Source organism: Thioalkalicoccus limnaeus, assembly GCF_041197575.1.
GTDB classification, from domain to species: domain Bacteria; phylum Pseudomonadota; class Gammaproteobacteria; order Chromatiales; family Chromatiaceae; genus Thioalkalicoccus; species Thioalkalicoccus limnaeus.
The window spans coordinates 1-21,371 of sequence record NZ_JBDKXB010000019.1; the positions used below are offsets into that span (position 1 = coordinate 1).

Sequence of the window (21,371 nt, forward strand, 5' to 3'; positions counted from 1 at the left end):
GTGAGGAGTACCTGGCCGCGTTTGAGTTGGAAACGCTCGATCTCCGCTTGGGTCGCCGATCCTTCCTTGAAAGGTAGATCCGGGGTGATCCGGTCGTTGTAATACACGTCCGTGTAGTTACAGAGCCGAACCGGCTTTTCATCCTCGGCAATGGTCTTGTCGACGTTGCTGTTGCGAACGTCAGCAAAGAACTTGAGCTTCTCCAACCTCCAACCGAACGGAAGATTTCGGTAGGCATCCTGGACCTTCTCCGGGGCGTCAGTCATGCCACCAACCCCTTCAGCAGCCCAGCGATCTCCCGTTCCAACTGGGTGATGTCTGCCTCGATCTCATCCAGCGGCCGCGGTGGCTTGTAGACGTAGAAATGCCGGTTGATGGGGATCTCGTAGCCGATCTTAGTCTTATCGTAATCGACCCAGGCATCGGGCACATGGGGCAGCACCTCGAGCGCGATATAGGCGTCGATCTCGTCGCGAAAGGCCGCGACCAGCCGGTCGTTGGGCTTGTCGGGGCCGAACTCCATGGGCAGGGGCAGGGCTGCGCCGGGCGGCAAGGGGATGCTCTCGGTGTCTCTCAGTTCGCTGTCGGGCTCCGGCCGACCCTTGCTGTCGTGGCAGATCGCGGCATCGGGGTCACGCTCGCCAAGGGCGGCGAAGATTGCCTTCTTGATCGGAGCGGGGAGCTTCAGGCCGGCGCCCCTGGCGGCGGCCATCAGGTCGGCGTCGAATACGGCGCGGTCCATGTAGCGGCCGTGGCCTTCGAGCGTCGCCAGCACGGTGCGGATGGCCGCTTGCTGTTTGCGACCCTCCTCGATCTCGCGTTCGACCGCCGCCGCGTCCTTGCGCTTTTTGGACGTCGCCAGGTTGGCGAAGGCGGTCTGCTCGTCAAGCTTGGCGATGCGCTCCGGGGTCGCCTCGAAATGCATCCGCAGCGGACGTTCGACCGTCACCTTCAGGAAGCCGAATTCGCGATTCTCGAAGATGCGACAGATGACTCGGGTCTCGGTGTCGCCGTTGATCGACACCTTCGCCGTCTCGCCGTCCTGGTTGTTGCCGTAGACCTGGGTGAGAAAGCGGATCTGCTCCTCGCTGATCTCGTTGCGCTTGTTGTTGAGGCTCTTCTTCATCTTCTGGAAGAAGCGGGTGCCGTCGATGAGCTGCACCTTGCCGCGCCGCTCGGTCGGCTTGCGGTTGGTCACGAGCCAGACATAGGTGAAGATACCGGTGTTGTAGAAGAGCTGGTCGGGCAGCGCGACGATGGCATCGAGCCAGTCGTTCTCGATGATCCAGCGGCGGATGTTGGACGGCCCCGATCCGGCGTCGCCGGAGAACAGCGGCGAGCCGTTGAAGACGATCGCGATCTTGGAGCCGGGCTGGTCCTCGTCCCCCTCGGCGTAGGGGTGCATTTTCGAGATCATATGCTGAAGGAACAGCAGCGAGCCGTCGTTGATGGCCGGCAGTCCGGCGCCAAAGCGACCCGCGAAGCCCAGGGTTTTGTGCTCGCGCTCGACGGTGTCCTTCTGGTCCTTCCACTCGACGCCGAAGGGCGGGTTGGCTAGAAGGTAGTGGAAGCGCCGGCCCTCGAAGCCGTCGCGAGTCTTGCCGTCGCCGAGGGTGTCGGCGAGGACGATGTTGGCGGTGTCCTCGTCCTTGATGAGCATGTCGGAGCAGCAGATCGCCCAAGACTCGTCGTTGTATTCCTGGCCGTGGAGCGCAAGCCGGGCGCGCTCGTTCTGGGAGAGGATCAGCTTCTCCGATTCGGAGAGCATGCCGCCGGTCCCGCAGGCCGGATCGTAGATGGTGCGGTAGATGCCGGGTTTGTAGACGTCCTGCTCGCCGGTGTAGATGAGGTTCGCCATCAGGCGGATCACCTCGCGCGGCGTGAAATGATCCCCGGCCTCCTCGTTGGCCTGTTCGTTGAACCGCATCACCAGATGCTCGAACAGGTAGCCCATCTGGAGGTTGTCGATCCGGTTCGGGTGCAGATCGATTTCGGCCATCGCCTTGACGATGGTGAACAGGCGGTTGCTGGCGTCCAGCTTCTCGATCTGGTCGGCGAACTTGAAGCGCTCGAAGATGCGCCGCGCGGTCGGCGAGAAGCCGTTGATGTAGGAGACGAGATTCGGCGCGATGTTCTCGGCGTCGCCGAGCAACCGGGCGAAGGTGTAGGGGCTTACGTTGTAGAGCGGGTGCTTGCGGCTCGGATCGGCAGCCTTGCCGAGCAGCCTGTCCATGGCCGCCTCGGGCATCTGTTGGGCCTCCAGCTTCTCCCGCTGCTCGAGCACGGCATCCTTCGTCGGCTCCAGGACGCAATCGAGCCGGCGTAAAACGACCATCGGGAGCATGACCAGGCGATATTGCGGCGGCCGGTACGGCCCTCGGAGCCGGTTCGCGATCTCCCAGATCTTTCCTTTCAGCTCTTCGTGCGTCTGCGTGTTCAACGGTGGTTGTCCTTCTTTCTGACTGCAGCGACGGTCGGCGCCATGCTGTTGTTGTGCCGACTTTTGCTCACTTGGTTTCCGCCCCGTCCTTCGACGTTGGCTGTTCGATGGGGATGCTATTGCGCCCGCAGTGGTCCCGGATCAGCACCTCGACCATGTTGGCGATGGAGCGGTGCTCCTGCTGCGCGGCGGTGCGCAGCGCCTCCTTCAGGGCCGGATCGATGCGGAAGGTCAGCGTGGCGGTCTTGGTGCTGGGCATGACGGCCCTCGGCGGCACTCTGCAAATGCACTGTAAGGTACTGCATATTCCCATATAATTCAACGAGTTGTTTTGCCGCAACGAGGACGAGGGGTATCGCACGCGACTTCTCGCCCATCAGCTTTTTTCAACCCACGCCGAACGCGCTGCTGGGGCGCTATTTTCAGGACAAGCACGACGTCTTGAAGGAGATCGCCTTCGCGGAACTAGGCGAGAGCGGGAGCTGCCAATCGACACCAGGAATTGACCCCTGGGGACACCAAGAATTGACCCCCCGTGGTTACATGGGTCTGTGTTTCCCCTCAGTTCGCCGGGGCGGCGCTTCTCGCGTAATCGGTAGCTCTCCCCACGGATGGTGACGACGTGGCTGGTGCGAGTGGCCATGGTCGAGGTACCCGGTGGTTTTCACTGGTCCAGCTATCGCGCCAACGCCCTGGGTGCGCGCGACCCCGTGGTCACGCCGCATCCCTTGTACCGCGACCTCGGCGGTTCTGACGAGACGCGCCTGGCGACCTATCGCCGGTTGTTCGCCGACGAACTCGACATCGAGCTGCTCCAGCGCCTGCGCGACGGCACCAATGGCGGTTTTGTCATCGGTCGCCCTCCGTTTGAGCGGTAAATCGCCGCCATGGTTGGCCGGCGCACTTGGAAGGGGATTTCGAGTAGGGCGTGGCACACTGATAATGCGCGCCGATGGCTGGATTTACGACGGCAACCGCGCTCAGCGTAGCATTTCGGTCAACTGCCTTCGGCTATCCGATCGAGCGCCTGTCGCCATGCCTCGTCCCCAAGCACGCCGGGCCGAAACCGAACCCTTCGAGGTCGTACCCTTCCCGCTCGATGCCCTCTGGGCCGACTGATGTCAGACCTCTGGCGTTGCGAGATGGCGCAGGATCCGTTCCTCGAGCCAGTACTGAGGACGCCAAGGCAGCGGACCGGACAGAAAGCCCACATGACCGCCACCGCGGGTGACTTCCAGCATGACGCCGGGGCCGAGCTCGTGCGCCTTCGGCACCGTATCCGGGAACACGAAGGGGTCGTCGAGGGCGTGAATGATCAGGGTCGGGGTGTGAATGCGGGGCAGAAACTGGCGGCAACTGCACCGCTGGTAATAATCGAACGCACTGGCAAAGCCGTTCAACGGGGCCGTGATCCAGTCATCGAAGCTCTCCAGGTCGTTGATTTGGTCGATGTCCACCGGCACCGGCGCGGGCCGATTCGCGAACTTGGCGCGATAGGCGAGCTTCAGTCGCCGCAGTAGATAGTCGCGATAGATGCGCGACACGCCCCGGTTCAGCCGCAGCATCGCATCGCGCAGCACGAAGGGAACCGAGACCGCGATGGCCGTCTTGACCAGCGGCGTCGGGGTTTCGCCGAGGTATTTCAGCAGGATGTTGCCGCCTAGCGAGACGCCGATGACCGCGAGCACGGGGCCCTCCGGATCGGCTGCGAGCTGGTTCAGGACCTCGGCCAGGTCGTCGCTGGCGCCCGAATGGTAGGCCCGGGCCAAGCGATTCGGCTCGCCGCTACAGCCGCGCAGGTGCATGAAGATCGGTGAGAACCCAGCGTCGATCAGACGGTAGATCAGCGACCCCGCATAGTGGGAGCGCAGATTCCCTTCGAGCCCATGGACGAGCAGGACACGGGGTCCCGGGACCCGGGCACAGGTCAGATCGATGAAATCGCCATCGGCGAGCTCGATCCGCCGTTTCGGGAAGGCGACCGAGATCCGCCGCCGGACCAGCGTCGGCCAGAGGGTTTGCAGGTGCGCCCCCGGCAGCCACCAGGCTGGTTTGAAGTCGCTGACCAACCGTTGACTCATGATGCAAAGGCGAGGCCGGCGACGATCCGCTGGTACACCTTCGGTCGCTGCCCGATCTTTCGCGCCCGGCGATGCCTGACCACCAGGCGCCGACGGCGAATCACCGGATGGCCGTACTCCGCCCTGCCCTGCACCTCAGGTCACCTTGACCTGGATCCGCTCGCCGGTCGCAGGGTCGTTCAGATGCACGGCGCAGGCGATGCAGGGGTCGAACGAATGGATCGTGCGCAGGATCTCGATCGGCCGCTGGACGTCGACGACCTGGGTATTGTGCTGCAAGGCCGCTTCGTAGGCCCCGGGGATCCCCTGCGGATCGCGTGGCCCGGCGTTCCAGGTCGAGGGCACCACGGCCTGGTAATTCGCGATCCGGCCGTTCTTGATCCGGATCCAGTGCCCCAGCGCGCCGCGCGGTGCCTCCATGTAGCCGGCCCCGCGCGCCTCGCGCGGCCAGGTCGACGGCTCCCAGAGCCGGTCATTGAAGGTGCGCGTATCGCCGGCGCGGATGTTTGCGATCAGCTCGTCGTACCAACCCTGCAAGGACTCGGCGATGACCTTGGTTTCGAGCGTCCGCGCGGCGGTACGCCCGAGCGTCGAGAAGAGCGCCGAGACCGGCAAATCGAGGTGCGACAGCGTCATCCCGACCAGTTCCCGGGTCAGCTCGTGACCCGTTGCATAGAGCATCAACACGCGCGCCAAGGGCCCGACCTCGACCGAGTGACCCTTCCAGCGCGGCGACTTCATCCACGAATAGGCCTGTTCGACATCGAGATGTCGATAGGGCGGCTTAACGCCGCCGCGGCCGTCGTAGTTCAACGCGGTCTCGCCGTCATAGGGGTGCAGCCCTCGATCGTTGCCGACGCTGTAGTCGTACCAGGAATGGCTGATGAACTCCTGGATCTCGTCCTCGGCGTGCAGATCGACGTCGTGAATGCTGCTGAGATCCCGGTTCAGGATCACGCCGCGCGGGAACAGGAAGCTCGCCGGATCCGAGCGGCCGATCGCCGGCAGATCGCCGAAACACAGGAAATTGCCGAGCCCTTCCCCGCGCTCGGCCCAGTCTTTGTAGAAGCTCGCGATCGCGAGCGTATCCGGGACATAGACCTGGTCGACGAAGACCCGCAGGTTGGTCAGGATCGTCTGGACCTCGGCCAGGCGCTTGGCATTGAGTGCCGAATCCGAGTTCAGGTCGATCGGCGAGGTGACACCCCCGACGACGAAATTCGGGTGCGGGTTCTTGCCGCCGAAGATTGCGTGCAGCCGCGCCACATCGCGCTGCCAGGCCAGCGCCTCCAGGTAATGGGCAACCGCCATCAGATTCGCTTCGGCCGGGAGTTTGTAGGCCGGATGGCCCCAATAACCATTGGCGAAGATCCCGAGCTGCCCGCCTTCGACGAAGCCCTTGAGCCGCCGCTGAACATCGGCGAAATAACCGGGCGAGGACTTGGGCCAGGAGCTGATCGATTGTGCGAGCGCTGCGGTGGCCGCCGGGTCGGCCTCCAGCGCCGAGACGACATCGACCCAATCCAGGGCATGCAGGTGATAGAAATGCATCACATGATCGTGGATGTATTGGGCGCCGATCATCAGGTTGCGGATCAGTTGCGCGTTCGCCGGGATCTCATAGTTCAGAGCATCCTCGACGGCGCGCACCGACGCGATCCCATGCACCAGCGTGCAGACGCCGCAAATGCGCTGCGCGAAGGCCCAGGCATCGCGCGGATCGCGGCCCTGCAGGATGGTCTCGATGCCGCGCACCATGGTCCCGGACGAGTAAGCCTGGGCGATGGTGTCGCCCGCCATCTCGGCCTCGATGCGCAGGTGGCCCTCGATGCGGGTGATGGGATCGACGACGACGCGTTCAGTCATGGGGATGCCTCTTCATCGCGGGCCCGACCCCGCGCCGGGATCGAACCCTAACCGAATTCAGGTGGGCCGGGGCCGCGCCCACGCGGCCCGCGGGCCGCTATTTGTCGACCAAGTGCTCGGCGAGCATTTCGGTCAGGCCGACCACCGGGATGTCCATGTTGAACTCCTCGAGTCCTTCCTCGAGCTGCGTCCGGCAGGTCGCGCACATGGTCACCATGCGCTCCGGCTCGACCTCTTCGATCTGGGCCTTCTTGCGCTTGAAGGCCGAGCGCTTGAGGTCCTCGGCACGTTCGTTCGAGCTGACCCCGCCGCCGGCACCGCAGCACCACTGGTAGCGGCCATGCTCCTTGAGCTCGACGAAATTCGACGCGACCAGATCCATCAGGTTGCGCTGCTGCTGGATCACGCCGCTCTTGCGCGCCAGGTTGCAGGGATCGTGCAGTGACAGACGGTCGTCTTCCTTGCCCTCGGTGCGGATGCGCCCGGCGGCGCGCAGATCGTCGAGGACCTCGATGATATGGAAGACACGGAACGGATAGGACTGGCCGATCAGATTCGGCCCTTCCCAGCGCACCGCGGTGTAGGCATGGCCGCATTCGGGGCTGATGACGTTCTTCACGCGCAAGGTCTCGGCGGCCTTGACGACGCGCTCGACGAGCAGCGCCGCGATATCCTTCGAGCCGATCTGAATGCCGGCATTGGTCGCCTCGAAGCACTCGGTGCTGAGCGTCCAGCTGACCTCCGCGTGATCGAAGATCTTCGTGATCGCTTCCAGGTACTCCGGGAAGTTGATGATCTCCATCGACGACAGCAGCACCAAGTAATCGACGTCCGGGACATCGATCGGCACGGTCAGGCCGGTGCTGGTCTCGACATGCTTGATCTGAACCTCGAGCGTCTTCCACTGAAGGCCCATCGGGCTGCCGGTCCGCACGGCCCGGATCGAGGCCCCCATCAGCCCTTCGGGGGCGTGGCCCGAGGCGACCATCCCTTCGCGCGCCTTGCGCACCATGTACTGGATGTCGTTGCCGACCGGGCAGACCAGCGAGCAGCGACCACACATGGAGCAGGAGTCGTAGAGCAGTTCCTCCCACTCGGCGAGCATCTCATCGGTGACCCGGCGACTCAGACCGAGCAACCCCTTGAGGCGCCCCCACAGCGTGAACTCGCGCTCCCAGACCAGCCGCAAGGGTTCGAGCTTCAGGATCGGCGTGTACTTGGGATCGCCGGTCTCCAGATAGAAGGGGCAGGCCTGAGCGCAGACACCACAGTGGACGCAGCTCGAGAAGAAGGCCGCGACCGGCGCGTCGATCTCGTCGCGAAAGGCTTGCAGACCTCGTTCGAGGGATAGCTCGGTCATGACGACACCCCCTTGCGACCGAATATGGCGCCGTTGTACCAGCGCGCGATGAAGGCCGTGAACATGTGCGTCAGCTTCGTGAAGGGCAGCACGATCAGGAAGATCTGCGCCGACAGGATGTGCAGCCCGAGCGCGAGCGGGTAGGGATCGATCAGCCGGTGATAGGCCAGGTAGCCGGTAATCAGCGGCAGAAAGGTCACGGTCCAGATCAGATAGTCCTCGAAGGTGCTCAAGTGCCGCTTGACCGGGTGCCGCAGCCGATGGATCAAGGTCGCGACGAGCGCCACCAGCGTGACCGCGGTCACCGCGTCGACGACCGGATTCGGCAGGCCCGGCCAACCGACACCGAGCAGCGATTTGATCAGTTCGATGTGCGGGATGAACAGCAACAGCGCGATCAAGAAGCCGACATGCCAGATCCAGCCGACCAGCACATCGAACGGCGCGCGTTGGAAGGTGCCTGGATCGGCGACCGAGCGTGTGACCATGGTCCGCAGCCCCGGGCCCCACTCCCCGCCGCGGGCCTCGGCATAGTTCGGCTTGCGCCCGAGCACGAAGATCTCGACCAGACGGATCGTGACCCCCAGCGCGAAGATGGCCAGCGCGATGTTGAACATGGGTCCCTTGACCCAGAGCAGGAAATCCACCGAATCGATCATTGCTTCTGCTCCAACTCGTCAACGGTGACCGGCGCGCGGTGAGTCGCCTCGTTCCGCGCGCGCCGCTTGCTCAAGGCCACGGCCGCGCCGCCGATAACGGCCCCGGCCGCACCAGCGGCGAGCACGGCGCCGGCGTCGAAATCGGTCGGCACCGACAAGGCCTTGTAGAAATCGCCGGCATCCCAGAAACGCGACTCGGAGCAGCCGAGACAGGGCGCGCCGGCCTCGACCGGCCAACTGGTGCCGCCGTTCCAGCGCATCGTCGCACAGGCGTTGTAGGTGCTCGGCCCCTTGCATCCGAGGCGATACAGGCACCAGCCGGCCCGCGCCCCCTCGTCGTCGAAGGTCGCGGCGAATAGGCCCTTGTCGTAGAAGGGGCGGCGATAGCAGCGGTCGTGGATCGACTGGCCGAAAAAGGCGCGCGGCCGCAGGTAGGCATCGAGTTCCGGGATCTGCCCGAAGGTCAGATACTGCGCGAGCACGCCAGTCATGACCATCGGCAATGGCGGACAGCCCGGCACATTGATCACGGGTTTGTCGTGAACCAGGTCCATGACGGCCACGGCGCCGGTCGGATTCGGCCGGGCGTGCGGCAGCCCGCCGAAGGCGGCACAGCTTCCGATCGCGATCACGGCGGCGGCCCCCTCGACCGTCTCCTCGAGCATCGTCCAGTTGCTGATGCCGGCGATCGTTGAATAACCGGGGTTCGCATCCGGCCCTGGCAGAGACCCATCGACGATCACCAGGTACTGCCCCCAGTTCGCGCGCATCGCCTCCTCGCGCGCGTGCTCGGCGGCATCGCCGGACGCCGCCTGCAAGGTATGGTGGTAATCGAGCGAGATGAAATCGAAGATCAGGTCCTCGATCGTCGGCGAATAGCTGCGGGTCAGGGCCTCGGTACAGCCGGTGCACTCCTGGAACGACAGCCAGATCACCGACGGGCGTCGCGCCTGTTCGAGCGCAGCGGCGATCGCCGGCACCATCGTCGGCGGCAACGCCATCAGCGACGCGGTGGCCGTGCAGAATTTCAGAAAGCCGCGGCGCGAAACGCCCTGCTCGCGCAGGTGCTCGCCCAGGGTCTTCGCTTCAGCCATGATCCCCCCTACCAGGACAGGAGTTCAGAGTTGCCCGGCACTCGAGGCACCGAGACGTTCGTCCAGCAGCGCGAGCGCTCGTTCGAGATCCTCCGGTTGCGAGCGCAGGATCGCCGGCACCTCGGCGACCTCGATCTGCAAGGCCAGCGGGCGTTCCTCACCATCACGGTGTTCGACGACCCAGACGCCGGGGATCGCGCTCTCCCACACCCGCGTCGGCCCAAGCGCCGTGACCGTGGCGGCGACCTCGCCACGCCCGAGCCACCCGAGCAGACGCTCGAGGTCGCCCGGCGCAAAAGGCTGGCCGCGCAGATCGATCTGCCTCGGCTCGCGTCGTTCGACCAGGCACCTAAGGGCCTCGCGGATCTGGCGCATGACCGCCCAGCCGCCGTCCCAATCGGGAACAGTCCGCCCATCGGCCACGGACGGCTTCGATTCGCTGTCGATCATCGGTGTCGAGGGTTGGCGCGGACGCATATATGAATTCTAGGCGAATTACTAATATAGCCCTTTGACGCAGCGCACCTAAGATGCGCCGAACTCACCAGCGGATGAATCCATCGGCGACGGCCTCGCCCAGCCGTGTCCGGCTTCGGGCAAGGTCTGGAGGACCGACGCGTCGATCTGGGGCAGTGCCCGGCGACAACCACGGACGATGGGCGGATGAGATGGCTCGGCATGGGCTCGCCGATGTCGACCACGTGAGCTCGCGGAGTCATGTCACGGTTCTGTAACGGCTTTGCGTGATGATGATGACCCCGTCATGACCAAAGAAGGAGTCCTGCATGAAGTTCACCCCCATGGCCACCGCCCTGCTCGCCTGCAGCATCGGTGCCAGCGTATCCGCCGCACCTTCGGCCTCACCGTTCGCGATCAGCATCACGCCGCTCGGAACCTACGCTACCGACATTTTCGACAGGTCCGCCGCCGAGATCGTGGCCCACGATCCGAAAACGCAGCGGCTATTCGTGGTCAATGCCGAGAGCGGACAGATCGATGTGCTGAGCATCGTGGCACCACAGGTCCCAACGAAGCTGTTCAGCCTGAACCTCGGAACCGTCTTCGCTAACGGCCAAGGGATCGTCAACAGCGTCGCCGTGCATGCCGGGCTCGTCGCCGCGGCGGTCGAGGCCGTGCCGAGGACGGATCCCGGCCGAGTCGTGTTCTTCGACGCAGCCGGCGAGGAAGGGCTCAGCTTCCTCGCCGACGTCGAGGTCGGGGCACTGCCCGATGCGCTGACCTTCACCCCTGACGGTAAACGCGTGCTGGTCGCGAACGAAGGCGAGCCGAACGACGACTACACCATCGATCCAGAGGGGTCGGTCAGCATCATCGACCTGCCGAAAGACATCGCCAGACTGACCCAGGATCAGGTGCGCACAGCGACCTTCACCAAGTTCAATGATGTGGAACTGGATCCCGCGATCCGGATCTTCGGCCCAGCGGCCCCCGTCGCGGAAGGTGCGGAAGCCACGCGCACGGTAGCGCAGAATCTCGAGCCCGAGTGGATCACCGTGTCCAAGGATGGCAGGACGGCATGGGTGGCGCTACAGGAGAATAACGCGATCGCCGTGTTGGACATCGCGGCGGGCGAGTTCACCGCAATTCACGCGCTGGGTTTCAAGGACCATCTGCTACCCGGCAACGAGTTGGATGTCAGCGACCGTGATAACCAAATCAATATCACGAACTGGCCGGTCTTTGGGATGTATCAGCCCGACACCATCGCCAACTATCAATATCGCGGCCGCAACTATATCGTGACGGCGAACGAGGGTGATGCCCGTGATTGGGATGGCTATAGCGAAGTGTCGCGGTTCCGGGCCTTATCGGGTAGTGTTCCCATCTGCGCGGACTCCGAGCGTTTCAATGCCTTCTTCGCGAACAACGACATGGGCATCACGAACCTCGATCAGCTGCGCGACAACAGCAACATGGGCCGCCTGAATGTCACCATCGAAGACGGCCTCCGGCGCGACGCCGACGGCAAGCCTCTGTGCTACGAAGACATCTACGCGTTCGGCGCACGCTCGTTCTCGATCTGGAACGACGAACTCGAGCTTGTCTGGGACAGCGGCTCGGAGTTCGAGCGCATCACCGCCGAGGTCTACCCGGAATTCTTCAACTCGAACCATCGCGAAAACAGCTTCGAGACCCGCAGCGACGACAAGGGTCCGGAGCCGGAAGGCGTTGTGCTCGCGAAGCTCTGGGGGCGTGACTATGCCTTCATCGGGCTCGAGCGCGTCGGCGGCGTGATGATCTACGACATCACGAACCCCTACGCCCCGCAGTTCGTGCAATATTTCAACAATCGCGACTTCGGTTTCGACCCGACCGACGACAATGAGCGGCCCTTTGCCGGCGATCTCGGCGCCGAAGGCCTGATCGTCATCGAGGCATCCAAGAGCCCAGTCCCCGGTGTTCCGCTGCTCGTGGTCGCGAACGAGGTCAGCGGCACCACGACGCTCTTCCGCATCGACCGCGAACGCCTGGTCGGTGCTTCTCGCCCGAGATAACGGGCGAGGGAGGGGCACGAAAGGGACGCAAGGACAGCGTCCCTCAGGGGGACGCTGATCTATCGAGGGCTGGCGCGAGCAACGCAAGCTCTGCGACCGCCAGTGCGACGCCGAAGGCCGGCATCACGACGACTCAGATGGTATGAGGGTTGGCGGATATCGCCTCAATCCTCGCCGGACGCGAGGGTGAGATTTCGCTCGATCTTCGCACGGACCGCGATGTCGTCGAGCATCTCCTCGAAATAGCTCTGCGCGATCAGGTTCGTGAGGGTCTCGGCCTCGCGATTACGGATCGGATCCGGCAAGTCGTCGAGCGCCTTCTCGACGACGTCGTACACGGCGACCACCGCGACATCGCCGCCGGCTAACGACGCCATGCCAAAGGTTGGCCGGTCTGGCTGCGGCCTTGGCAGATCGAAGGCCAGCGTCCGAACGGCATCGGGTAACGCCGAATCCCGCCGAGTCACGAGCCGCGGTGCCTCGACAGACCAGCCGCCGGCCACGTCATCGAGCCCAACGTCTCCGGCGCGCAGTTGCGCGATCATCGCGGAGGCCGATTCGCGCGCCAGCCGTTCGGCACGCTCGAGGCGCAACGCCTCGACGATCTCTGCACGGACCTCGGGCAATGGACGAACGGACGCATCACGATGGTCGATGACCCGGAGGACGATCGCCTGGAGCACACCGCGCTGAGGCTCGATCAGGTCACTATTGAGACCCCGCCGCAACACCTCGTCGCTGAAGGCAGCGGCCAATACCCTCGGGCTACCCAAAACGCCCTCGGCACCGGTACGCGGAATCCAATCGCTCGTCTGTATCTCGAGACCGAGATCCTGCGCTGCTGGCGCGAGCGTATCGCCGGCCTCGAAGGTCAGGGTCCCCAAGCGCTCACCCCAGTCGTAGAACAAGGATTCGAAGTGCCTCCTGGCCGCCGATTCCGCCAGCTCATCTCGCAGCTCTTCGAACGACGGTGTCTGCGCTGGAGTGATCCGGTCGACCTGGATCAGGTGATAGCCAAAGGATGTCCGTACCGGATCACTGAGGACCCCTTCGTCCAACGAGAAGGCCACAGCCTCGAAATCCGGATCCAGCAAACCCGGCGCCATCTCGCCGAGGTTTCCTCCTTCCACGCGGCTTCCCGGATCGTCGGACAATTCCTGAGCCACGACACCAAAATCCTCGCCGGCGAGGATGCGATCCCGCGCTGCATTGATCGTCTCGAGCGCCTCGACGTCACCCGCTGCATCCGGAACCGAGACCAGGATATGCCGAATCTGGCGTCGTTCTGGCTCGCTCAGACGATGTATCTCCGCCTCGTAAAGTTGGCGCAGGTCTTCTTCCTGAGGAGGCGCTACCGCGGCAACCGTGTCCTCATCGAGCAAAAGATACTCGACCTTGACCATCTCCGGCGTCGCGAACAGGAACTCATTCGCTTGGTAATAGGCCTGAATCTCGGCGTCATCGACCTGCGCATCGTCAAGCAGATCGGCAACGGGGACGCGCACGAACGCCACCTCTCGTTCCTGACCGAGCAACCTCAGGGCTTCCGTCACCTCACGGTCCGTCACGAACTCGCTGGCGAAGACGGCTCGTTCGAGCTGAGTCCCGACCAAACGTTGCCGCAATTGCTCTTCGTATTGCACGGGTATCAACCCGCGGGTGGCCAGGGCACGCTCATAGGTGTCGCGGTCGAAACGCCCGTCCAGATGAAAGGCCGGATTCGTGACGATCGCGAGACGGATCTCCTGATCTGACGCGCGCAACCCGAGCGACTTGGACGTCGTCAACAAAAGGGCCTCGCGAATCATCGACTCGAGCACCTCGGCCCGTAACTGACTATCCGGGAACAGGTCTGGACTGTAAGCCGCACCGAGTTGTTCGCGCAGCATCAGACGCGTCCCATGGTACTGGCGATCGAATTCGCGTCGCGTTATCTCCACGCCATTGACACTGGCGACGACCGGATCGGCCCCTCCACCATAGTAGGAATGAATGCCCCACAGAGCGAAAGGAATGCTGATCAGGATGACGATCGCCCAGGCGATCCAACCGCGCGAGTGCTCTCGAATACTCTGCAGCATAGCGTCAACAGGCTTAATTCAGCGAAAATCGTGGCGACTTAAACAGAAACGGGGCACCTTTTTGAGGATACCCCGTTATCTCGATATGGCGGAGTGGACGGGACTCGAACCCGCGACCCCCGGCGTGACAGGCCGGTATTCTAACCAACTGAACTACCACTCCGAAAACATGTCACGATGCCGTTACATAATAACACGAAAGAGCTGTCTCGACAACGGCAAAAAGGCGCTTGGTGGGTGCTGCAGGGATCGAACCTGCGACCCTCGCCTTGTAAGGGCGATGCTCTCCCAGCTGAGCTAAGCACCCCTTCCAGCGAAACCGCTATTTTACGGCATCCTTGAGGGCTTTTCCAGCCTTGAATGTCGGCGTCTTCGACGCGGCGATTTTGATGGCCTCTCCAGTTTGCGGGTTGCGCCCTGTGCGCGCAGCACGCTCGCGAACCGTGAAGGTCCCGAAACCGATCAGCGATACCGTCTCCCCATTCTTCAAACCTTCGGCGATGGCCTCGGTCAAGCCATCCAAGGCCCGTGCCGCAGCCGATTTGGAGATATCAGCTGCCCCCGCCATCTTCTCGATGAGTTCCGATTTATTCATTATTCCCCCAGTTTGATTCGCTTCGACGACCCGAATCCTATCGCCCGACACAAGCAGACGTATCCGCCAACGTCATCTCCAGACCCTGCCAAGCGACCTGCAAACGCCTCGCGCGGGAGGATGGTCGCCATCCTATACGGCGGAGGCAATCTCGACAATACCTACGCGCGTCACCGACCGCCTCGCGTCAATGCCGGTGATCAGACCGGCACGAATGAAACCATGGTTCGGTCGGCCTGAAACAAAAGGTCCAAAACGACACCGACCGCCTTTCGTACCACTGGCTTGTCGCGACGTCCATTTTCGGCATCACGCTGGCAGTCGCAAGGCTTGCATCGGGGCCGCCAGCCTTGATCAAGAAGGCGAACGTCAATCCCGGCATCGTCCGGCATGGAAATGCCCAGCCATCGCCTAATGATGCCGCCGCACACCGGTGTCCTTCTTCCGCTCTCGCTTCGCAGCGACTGGAGGCGAAACTTTCGGATCCGAGCTTGGCTCGTCACCCGCGGGCGTTACGCTCGCATCGGGCATCGCGGCGAACGCCACATCGAGCACCTCGTCGATCCAGCGAACAACGCGGATATCGAGATTCTGCTTGATATTCCTGGGGATCTCGACAAGATCCCGCTCGTTCTCCCGAGGGATGATCACGACCTCGATCCCACCACGGTGCGCGGCCAGCAGCTTCTCCTTGAGCCCACCGATCGGCAACACTTCACCGCGCAACGTGATCTCGCCCGTCATCGCGACGTTCGACCGGACCGGGACCTTCGTGAGCGCCGAAACCAAGGCCGTACACATCGCGACACCAGCACTGGGTCCATCCTTCGGCGTCGCCCCCTCTGGTACGTGTACGTGAACATCATACTTCTGGTGAAAGTCGGCGTCTATCCCCAACGATTCCGCGCGGCTCCGAACGACCGTCATTGCCGCCTGGATCGATTCCTGCATCACCTCGCCGAGATGCCCGGTAAAAATGAACTTGCCCTTGCCTGGCACCAAGGTAGCCTCGATCCTCAGCAACTCGCCTCCGACCTCGGTCCAGGCGAGCCCAGTCACCTGACCGATCTGATCGTGTTCGTCAGCCCGCCCGAAACGGAAGCGTTGCACACCAAGATACCGCTCCAGCGATTTCGGGGTCACGGTGACGGTCGACGCCCTTTTCTTCAACAAAATTTCTTTGACGACCTTGCGGCAGATCTTGGAAACCTCGCGTTCCAGGTTCCTGACACCGGCCTCGCGGGTGTAATGCCGGATGATATCCCGCAGCGTTGCCTCGCGCAGAATCACCTCGCCTTTCTTCAGCCCATTGTTCTTCATCTGCTTCGGAATCAGGTAGCGCTCCGCGATGGCCACCTTTTCATCCTCGGTGTAACCGGACAACCGGATGACCTCCATCCGATCGAGCAGGGCCGGCGGAATATTCAGCGTATTCGCTGTCGCTACGAACATCGTCTCCGATAGATCGAAATCGACCTCGAGGTAATGGTCATTGAAGGTATGATTCTGCTCTGGGTCGAGCACTTCGAGCAGCGCCGAAGCCGGATCACCCCGAAAATCCATTGCCATCTTATCGATTTCATCCAAAAGGAACAGAGGGTTACGCGTTCCAACCTTGGACAGGTTCTGGATGATCTTACCCGGCAAAGCTCCGATATAGGTGCGGCGGTGACCACGTATCTCCGCCTCGTCCCGCACCCCTCCGAGCGACATGCGCGCGAACTTGCGATTCGTCGCCCGCGCAATCGATTGACCCAACGATGTCTTCCCGACCCCAGGCGGGCCGACGAGACAGAGTATCGGACCTTTGAGCTTACGGACACGCTGCTGAACCGCCAGGTACTCGAGAATCCGCTCCTTCACCTTCTCGAGGCCATAGTGATCGGTCTCGAGGACCCGTTCCGCGACGGCGATGTCGTTACGGATCCGACTCCGAGCCTTCCAGGGTACGTTTACCAGCGTATCCAGGTAATTGCGCACCACCGTCGCCTCAGCGGACATCGGTGACATCAGCTTGAGCTTGTTCAGTTCTGTGACGGCCTTGGCCTTGACCTCCTTCGGCATCCCGGCCGCTTCGATCCGTCGCCCAAGATCCTCGAGCTCATTCGGGGCCTCCTCGAGCTCGCCCAACTCCTTCTGGATGGCCTTCATCTGTTCATTGAGGTAATACTCCCTCTGATTCTTCTCCATCTGGCGTTTGACTCGACCACGAATCCGCTTCTCCATTTGCAGGAGATCGTTCTCGGACTCCATCAAGCCCATCAGGTGTTCGAGTCGAGCCTGCACATCGACGATCTCGAGGACGCGCTGTTTCTCCTCGATCTTCAGAGACATATGCGCGGCCATCGTATCGGCCAGCCGCCCCGGTTCATCGATGCTCGACAAGGACGTCAACACCTCTGGCGGCACCTTCTTGTTGAGTTTGACGTACTGATCGAACAAGGCCACCGCCGAACGCATCAGCACCTCTTGCTCACGCTCTTCGGCATCGATGCGATCATGTAGTGGCTCTACGAGCGCCGAGAACACGTCATCCGTCGACAAGAAATCCGTGATCCGGGCGCGTTGATTCCCCTCGACCAGAACCTTGACGGTGCCATCCGGCAGTTTCAGTAGCTGCAAAATGTTCGCCAAAGTCCCGACTTCATTGAGATCCTTGACCCCCGGATCGTCGACCTCGGCACTCTTTTGCGCGATCAGCAGGATTTGCTTGTCCCCCGCCATCGCGGCATCGAGCGCCTTGATCGATTTTTCGCGGCCGACAAACAGTGGAATGACCATGTGCGGATACACGACGACATCGCGCAATGGCAGTAATGGCACGTCCTGGTTCGTATCGACGCTTGAAATGGGGTTCTTCTTGGCCATGGATTACCTTGCTCGGTCAGTGACGGATTGCCGTCGCGACAGGAGACCGTGTCAATTCAGCACGAGCCGGACAGGTCACCCGAGGCACGGGTGACTCGGAAAACGCGTAGTTTAACGTGAGAGTCGGAGCAAGCCGGGACGACTTCAAGTCGACCGCGAGCTCAGCCCCGACAGCGACAGGGCCGCCCTAGCCAACCGCCAGAGCGCCCTGGGGAGGCGCGTCCGAATTCCGAACGGAAGCCGTATCAGTCTGATGCAGCGCGCTTTTCCACGCCGTCGAAGATGATGAACGGTGGATTCTCTCCGGCGATGACGGATTCATCGACAACGACCTTGCTCACGCTGTCCATCGACGGCAGATCATACATGATGTCGAGCAATACCTGCTCCATGATGGTCCGCAATCCTCGCGCGCCCGTCTTGCGCTCCATCGCCTTCGAAGCGATCGCGCGCATCGCGTTATCCCGCAAATCCAGCTCGCAACCCTCCATCTCGAAGAGCCGAGCATATTGCTTGACCAAGGCATTCTTCGGCTCGGTCAGAATCCGCATCAAGGCCGATTCGTCAAGCTCCTCCAGCGTCGCCATGACGGGCAAACGCCCGACGAACTCCGGGATCAAGCCGTAACGAATCAGGTCTTCGGGTTCGACCTGACTGAGTGTCTCTCCGACCCGCCGCTCATCGCCAGGACCCTGCACCTCGGCCGAAAAGCCGATACCTCCCTTCCGCGAGCGGTTACGAATGATCTTTTCCAGGCCGGCGAAGGCACCCCCGACGATGAACAAGATATTCGAGGTGTCGACCTGCAGAAATTCTTGCTGCGGGTGCTTTCGACCACCCTGGGGTGGTACCGACGCCACCGTGCCCTCGACCAGCTTCAGCAGCGCCTGCTGAACACCCTCACCGGACACATCTCGCGTAATAGACGGGTTATCCGATTTCCGCGAAATCTTGTCGATTTCGTCGATGTACACGATACCGGTCTGTGCCTTCTCGACATCGTAATCGCACTTTTGCAGCAACTTCTGAATGATGTTCTCGACGTCTTCGCCGACATAACCCGCTTCGGTAAGGGTCGTCGCGTCGGCGATCGTGAAGGGCACGTTGAGCAGCCGGGCAAGCGTCTCCGCGAGCAGGGTCTTGCCCGACCCGGTCGGCCCGATCAGCAGGATATTGCTCTTCGAGATCTCGATCTCTTCGCGGGCCTCGGCAACTTCGAGCCGCTTGTAATGATTGTAGACGGCAACGGACAAGACCTTCTTGGCCTGCTCCTGGCCGATCACGTACTGATCGAGGCTGGCCTTGATCTCTTGAGGTTTCGGAAGGCGACTCGCCGCCGCGCCAACGCTCTCTTGCATCTCTTCACGGATGATGTCGTTACAGAGCTCGACACATTCGTCACAGATGAAGACCGATGGACCCGCAATCAGCTTGCGGACCTCGTGTTGACTCTTGCCGCAGAAGGAACAGTACAAAAGTTTACCGTCGTCGCTCTTGCCGTGGTGGCTACCGCTCATCGGGGCTGCATCTCCGGGAAGTCGGGGGTTGGAAAGGGCCCGCTGCCCCCATCGCCGTGAACCTAATCATAACGCTTTGCAACCGGATCGCAAAAGAACCAGGTCACGCCTCTGCAACGCCGCCGCCGATACGACAGCCGATCCGCAGCGCCCAGCGGCGACCTCTGCGCGATCGCCGCAGCGCTCAAGAAGCTGGCACCGGAAGACTGCGCTCCGTCAGCACCTTGTCGATCAGACCGTACTCGACCGCGACGTCACCGCCCATGAAACGGTCGCGTTCGGTATCCTCGGCGATCTTCTCGATCGGCTGTCCCGTATGGTGGGACAAGATCTGGTTCAGACGGTCCCGAATGAACAGGATCTCCCGTGCGTGGATGTCGATATCCGTCGCTTGCCCCTGGAAACCACCCAGCGGCTGATGGATCATCATTCGGGAATGCGGCAAACAGAACCTCTTCCCCTTGGCGCCGCCAGCCAGCAACAGGGCGCCCATGCTCGCCGCCTGCCCAATACACATGGTGCTGACTTCGGGCCGGACAAAGCGCATCGTGTCGTAAATCGCCAGCCCGGCCGTCACGGACCCACCCGGCGAGTTGATATAGAGGTGTATGTCCTTGTCCGGGTTTTCGGACTCCAAGAACAACAGCTGGGCAACGATGAGGTTGGCCATGTGGTCCTCGACGGGCCCGACCACGAAGATCACGCGCTCCTTCAGTAGACGCGAGTAGATGTCATAGGACCGCTCGCCGCGCGCCGTCTGTTCGACGACGATCGGGATCAAACCCAAGCCACGCGGGTTCCAGTCGCTCATGCCAACCTCGTTGCTCATCACTCACACCTCTAGCAAATGCCCTCGATGGACACCTTTCTCAAGTCGCCGCCACCAGCTCCTGAAAGCTCATCGCCTTATCCTCGACACGCGCAGAGGTCAGCAGCCAGTCGACGATCTGCTCTTCCATGACCAGCGACTCGACCGGGGCGAGATGCTTGGGATCGGCGTAGTAATACCGGACCACCTCGTCCGGGCTCTCGTAGCTCGCGGCGATCTCCTCGACCGCCGTGCGGACCCGCGCCGAATCGACTTGAAGATTGTTTTTCTTGACGATCTCGCGCATCAGCAAGCCGAGCGTTACGCGGCGCCGCGCGGATGCCTCGAACAAGTCATCTGGCAACTCGAGGGACTTGCCGAGCTTCATGTCGCGCGTCGTCTGTTCTTTGAGCGCCTTGATCTCGTCACGGACCAGCGCACCGGGTACCGGAATCGGGTTGGCCTCGAGCAACAGATTCCAGACCTGCTCCTTGATGCGGCTGGTCGTTCGCTGCCGCAACTCCCGCTCCATGTTGACCCGGATATCGCGCTCGAACCGCTCGAGATCACCGTCCTCGATACCGAAAACGCGCACGAAGTCCGCATCCACCTCCGGCAGAACCGGTTCACCCACCTCTTTGACATCGACAGCGAACCGCACGGTTCGACCTTGAATCGCCGTGTTCTGATGATCGTCGGGGATCGTCAAATCGACCGTCTTCTGCTCGCCGGCTACCGCTCCGATCAGCGCGTCCTCCAGACCAGGCAACGAGCGTCGGCTGCCCAAGTCGATCAAGACATCCGCGCCCTCGCCGCCGTCGAACGACCCACCGTCGACCTCGCCGCGATAATCGACCGTCAAGCGATCCCCGGACTGCGCCGCGCGCTCGACCGGGCGCCAGGTTCGACGTTGTTCACGCAACCGCTCGACGACCCGGGCGCGGTCGTCATCGGTCAGGTCGACATTGGGGCGCTCGACCGTCTTGCCCGAAAGATCCACCAACTCGAATTGCGGCATGATCTCGAACGTCGCCGTGTAGCCGTACTCGCCAGCGTCGACATCGATCAGTGGCTCGATGGCCGGGAAACCTGCGGGATTGAGGGCCTGCTGCGCGATCGCCTCGGAAAAACTGCCCGGGACCATCTCGGCGATGATCTCGCGACGCACCGGCTCTTGATAGCGCTGCCGAATCAGCTTCAACGGAACCTTGCCAGGCCGAAACCCTGCCAAACGCGTCGTTCGAGCCATATCCTTCAGCCGCTTGTCCAATTCCACCTCGATCTGGTCCGCCGGCAAGGCGACCCTGATGCGCCGTTCTAGCCCGTCACCCGCTTCCACTGACACCTGCATCATCGACTCCGTAGTATGCCGCCTCGCGCTCGAGGGCGGCCCGAAATTGCTTCACGGCAGCGCACGCCGAGCAAATAAAAGATCGCCGAGAGACCCGGTCCGACGGCCTATGGCGACCCACTGACACGCGCTGGC

The 21,371-nt window shown here is 62.4% G+C and carries 16 protein-coding genes, 2 tRNA genes and 1 pseudogene; 2 read left to right on the plus strand and 17 right to left on the minus strand.

The genetic code is table 11. From position 1 onward, the window contains the following. The 3 genes and pseudogenes from ABC977_RS12965 to ABC977_RS12975 form a co-directional block, all read right to left on the minus strand. A pseudogene (locus ABC977_RS12965) lies at nt 1-266 on the minus strand (hypothetical protein); the annotation flags it as partial. Beyond that, nucleotides 263-2,440, minus strand: coding sequence for a type I restriction-modification system subunit M (locus tag ABC977_RS12970; protein ID WP_369667690.1), 2,178 nt, complete (start codon nt 2,438-2,440; stop codon nt 263-265). The gene ABC977_RS12970 and the pseudogene ABC977_RS12965, both read right to left, overlap by 4 nt. Before the next feature lie 67 nt (nt 2,441-2,507). Next, complete coding sequence (locus ABC977_RS12975; protein WP_369667691.1) at nt 2,508-2,699, minus strand: type II toxin-antitoxin system antitoxin; 192 nt, start codon at nt 2,697-2,699, stop codon at nt 2,508-2,510. Nucleotides 2,700-3,081: 382 nt separating this feature from the next. Here ABC977_RS12975 and ABC977_RS12980 point away from each other — a divergent pair, with 382 nt between their 5' ends. Continuing rightward, entirely contained in the window at nt 3,082-3,318 is a 237-nt protein-coding gene (locus ABC977_RS12980) for a hypothetical protein (protein WP_369667692.1), read from the plus strand. A 243-nt stretch (nt 3,319-3,561) separates the two neighbouring features. Here ABC977_RS12980 and ABC977_RS12985 read toward each other — a convergent pair whose 3' ends face one another. From ABC977_RS12985 to ABC977_RS13010, 6 genes are all read right to left on the minus strand, one after another. After that, on the minus strand, nt 3,562-4,521 hold the full coding sequence (locus ABC977_RS12985; protein WP_369667693.1) for a hydrolase: 960 nt from the start codon (nt 4,519-4,521) through the stop codon (nt 3,562-3,564). Between the two features lie 135 nt (nt 4,522-4,656). Next, a complete protein-coding gene (locus ABC977_RS12990) occupies nt 4,657-6,387 on the minus strand; it encodes a nickel-dependent hydrogenase large subunit (protein ID WP_369667694.1) in 1,731 nt (576 codons plus the stop codon). 97 nt (nt 6,388-6,484) lie between these two features. Beyond that, entirely contained in the window at nt 6,485-7,747 is a 1,263-nt protein-coding gene (locus ABC977_RS12995) for a (Fe-S)-binding protein (RefSeq protein WP_369667695.1), read from the minus strand. Beyond that, on the minus strand, nt 7,744-8,406 hold the full coding sequence (locus ABC977_RS13000) for a hypothetical protein (protein WP_369667696.1): 663 nt from the start codon (nt 8,404-8,406) through the stop codon (nt 7,744-7,746). The genes ABC977_RS12995 and ABC977_RS13000 overlap by 4 nt, the downstream gene beginning before the upstream one ends. Then, nucleotides 8,403-9,500, minus strand: coding sequence for a hydrogenase small subunit (locus ABC977_RS13005; RefSeq protein WP_369667697.1), 1,098 nt, complete (start codon nt 9,498-9,500; stop codon nt 8,403-8,405). Before ABC977_RS13005 ends, ABC977_RS13000 begins: the two co-directional genes overlap by 4 nt. Before the next feature lie 24 nt (nt 9,501-9,524). Continuing rightward, a complete protein-coding gene (locus ABC977_RS13010; protein ID WP_369667698.1) occupies nt 9,525-9,950 on the minus strand; it encodes a hydrogenase expression/formation C-terminal domain-containing protein in 426 nt (141 codons plus the stop codon). A 335-nt stretch (nt 9,951-10,285) separates the two neighbouring features. Here ABC977_RS13010 and ABC977_RS13015 point away from each other — a divergent pair, with 335 nt between their 5' ends. Next, nucleotides 10,286-12,016: a choice-of-anchor I family protein gene (locus ABC977_RS13015; RefSeq protein ID WP_369667699.1), complete on the plus strand. Its 1,731-nt coding sequence runs from the start codon at nt 10,286-10,288 to the stop codon at nt 12,014-12,016. 164 nt (nt 12,017-12,180) lie between these two features. Here ABC977_RS13015 and ABC977_RS13020 read toward each other — a convergent pair whose 3' ends face one another. The 8 genes from ABC977_RS13020 to tig form a co-directional block, all read right to left on the minus strand. Beyond that, on the minus strand, nt 12,181-14,097 hold the full coding sequence (locus ABC977_RS13020; protein ID WP_369667700.1) for a SurA N-terminal domain-containing protein: 1,917 nt from the start codon (nt 14,095-14,097) through the stop codon (nt 12,181-12,183). A gap of 86 nt (nt 14,098-14,183) precedes the next feature. Next, nucleotides 14,184-14,260 (minus strand) — tRNA-Asp (locus tag ABC977_RS13025). A gap of 68 nt (nt 14,261-14,328) precedes the next feature. After that, nucleotides 14,329-14,404, minus strand: a tRNA-Val gene (locus ABC977_RS13030). 15 nt (nt 14,405-14,419) lie between these two features. Next, the gene (locus tag ABC977_RS13035) at nt 14,420-14,695 is read right to left on the minus strand and encodes an HU family DNA-binding protein (protein ID WP_369667738.1); all 276 of its coding nucleotides are present in this window, start codon (nt 14,693-14,695) and stop codon (nt 14,420-14,422) included. 408 nt (nt 14,696-15,103) lie between these two features. Further along, nucleotides 15,104-17,560: an endopeptidase La gene (gene lon, locus ABC977_RS13040; protein ID WP_369667701.1), complete on the minus strand. Its 2,457-nt coding sequence runs from the start codon at nt 17,558-17,560 to the stop codon at nt 15,104-15,106. A 245-nt stretch (nt 17,561-17,805) separates the two neighbouring features. Beyond that, nucleotides 17,806-19,077: an ATP-dependent Clp protease ATP-binding subunit ClpX gene (gene clpX, locus ABC977_RS13045; RefSeq protein ID WP_369667702.1), complete on the minus strand. Its 1,272-nt coding sequence runs from the start codon at nt 19,075-19,077 to the stop codon at nt 17,806-17,808. Nucleotides 19,078-19,261: 184 nt separating this feature from the next. Beyond that, a complete protein-coding gene (gene clpP, locus ABC977_RS13050; protein WP_369667703.1) occupies nt 19,262-19,906 on the minus strand; it encodes an ATP-dependent Clp endopeptidase proteolytic subunit ClpP in 645 nt (214 codons plus the stop codon). A 40-nt stretch (nt 19,907-19,946) separates the two neighbouring features. Next, nucleotides 19,947-21,239, minus strand: coding sequence for a trigger factor (tig, locus tag ABC977_RS13055; RefSeq protein WP_369667704.1), 1,293 nt, complete (start codon nt 21,237-21,239; stop codon nt 19,947-19,949). Nucleotides 21,240-21,371: the final 132 nt, after the last annotated feature.

Bases quoted from the DNA above. Each gene is read 5' to 3' on its own strand.
- ABC977_RS13000 (WP_369667696.1), bottom strand. From the start codon at position 8,406: ATGATCGATTCGGTGGATTTCCTGCTCTGGGTCAAGGGACCCATGTTC.
- clpP (WP_369667703.1), bottom strand. From the start codon at position 19,906: ATGAGCAACGAGGTTGGCATGAGCGACTGGAACCCGCGTGGCTTGGGT.
- ABC977_RS12995 (WP_369667695.1), bottom strand. From the start codon at position 7,747: ATGACCGAGCTATCCCTCGAACGAGGTCTGCAAGCCTTTCGCGACGAG.
- ABC977_RS13010 (WP_369667698.1), bottom strand. From the start codon at position 9,950: ATGATCGACAGCGAATCGAAGCCGTCCGTGGCCGATGGGCGGACTGTT.
- lon (WP_369667701.1), bottom strand. From the start codon at position 17,560: ATGGCCAAGAAGAACCCCATTTCAAGCGTCGATACGAACCAGGACGTG.
- ABC977_RS12980 (WP_369667692.1), top strand. From the start codon at position 3,082: ATGGTCGAGGTACCCGGTGGTTTTCACTGGTCCAGCTATCGCGCCAAC.
- ABC977_RS13005 (WP_369667697.1), bottom strand. From the start codon at position 9,500: ATGGCTGAAGCGAAGACCCTGGGCGAGCACCTGCGCGAGCAGGGCGTT.
- tig (WP_369667704.1), bottom strand. From the start codon at position 21,239: ATGATGCAGGTGTCAGTGGAAGCGGGTGACGGGCTAGAACGGCGCATC.
- ABC977_RS13015 (WP_369667699.1), top strand. From the start codon at position 10,286: ATGAAGTTCACCCCCATGGCCACCGCCCTGCTCGCCTGCAGCATCGGT.
- ABC977_RS12990 (WP_369667694.1), bottom strand. From the start codon at position 6,387: ATGACTGAACGCGTCGTCGTCGATCCCATCACCCGCATCGAGGGCCAC.
- ABC977_RS12985 (WP_369667693.1), bottom strand. From the start codon at position 4,521: ATGAGTCAACGGTTGGTCAGCGACTTCAAACCAGCCTGGTGGCTGCCG.
- ABC977_RS13020 (WP_369667700.1), bottom strand. From the start codon at position 14,097: ATGCTGCAGAGTATTCGAGAGCACTCGCGCGGTTGGATCGCCTGGGCG.
- clpX (WP_369667702.1), bottom strand. From the start codon at position 19,077: ATGAGCGGTAGCCACCACGGCAAGAGCGACGACGGTAAACTTTTGTAC.
- ABC977_RS12975 (WP_369667691.1), bottom strand. From the start codon at position 2,699: ATGCCCAGCACCAAGACCGCCACGCTGACCTTCCGCATCGATCCGGCC.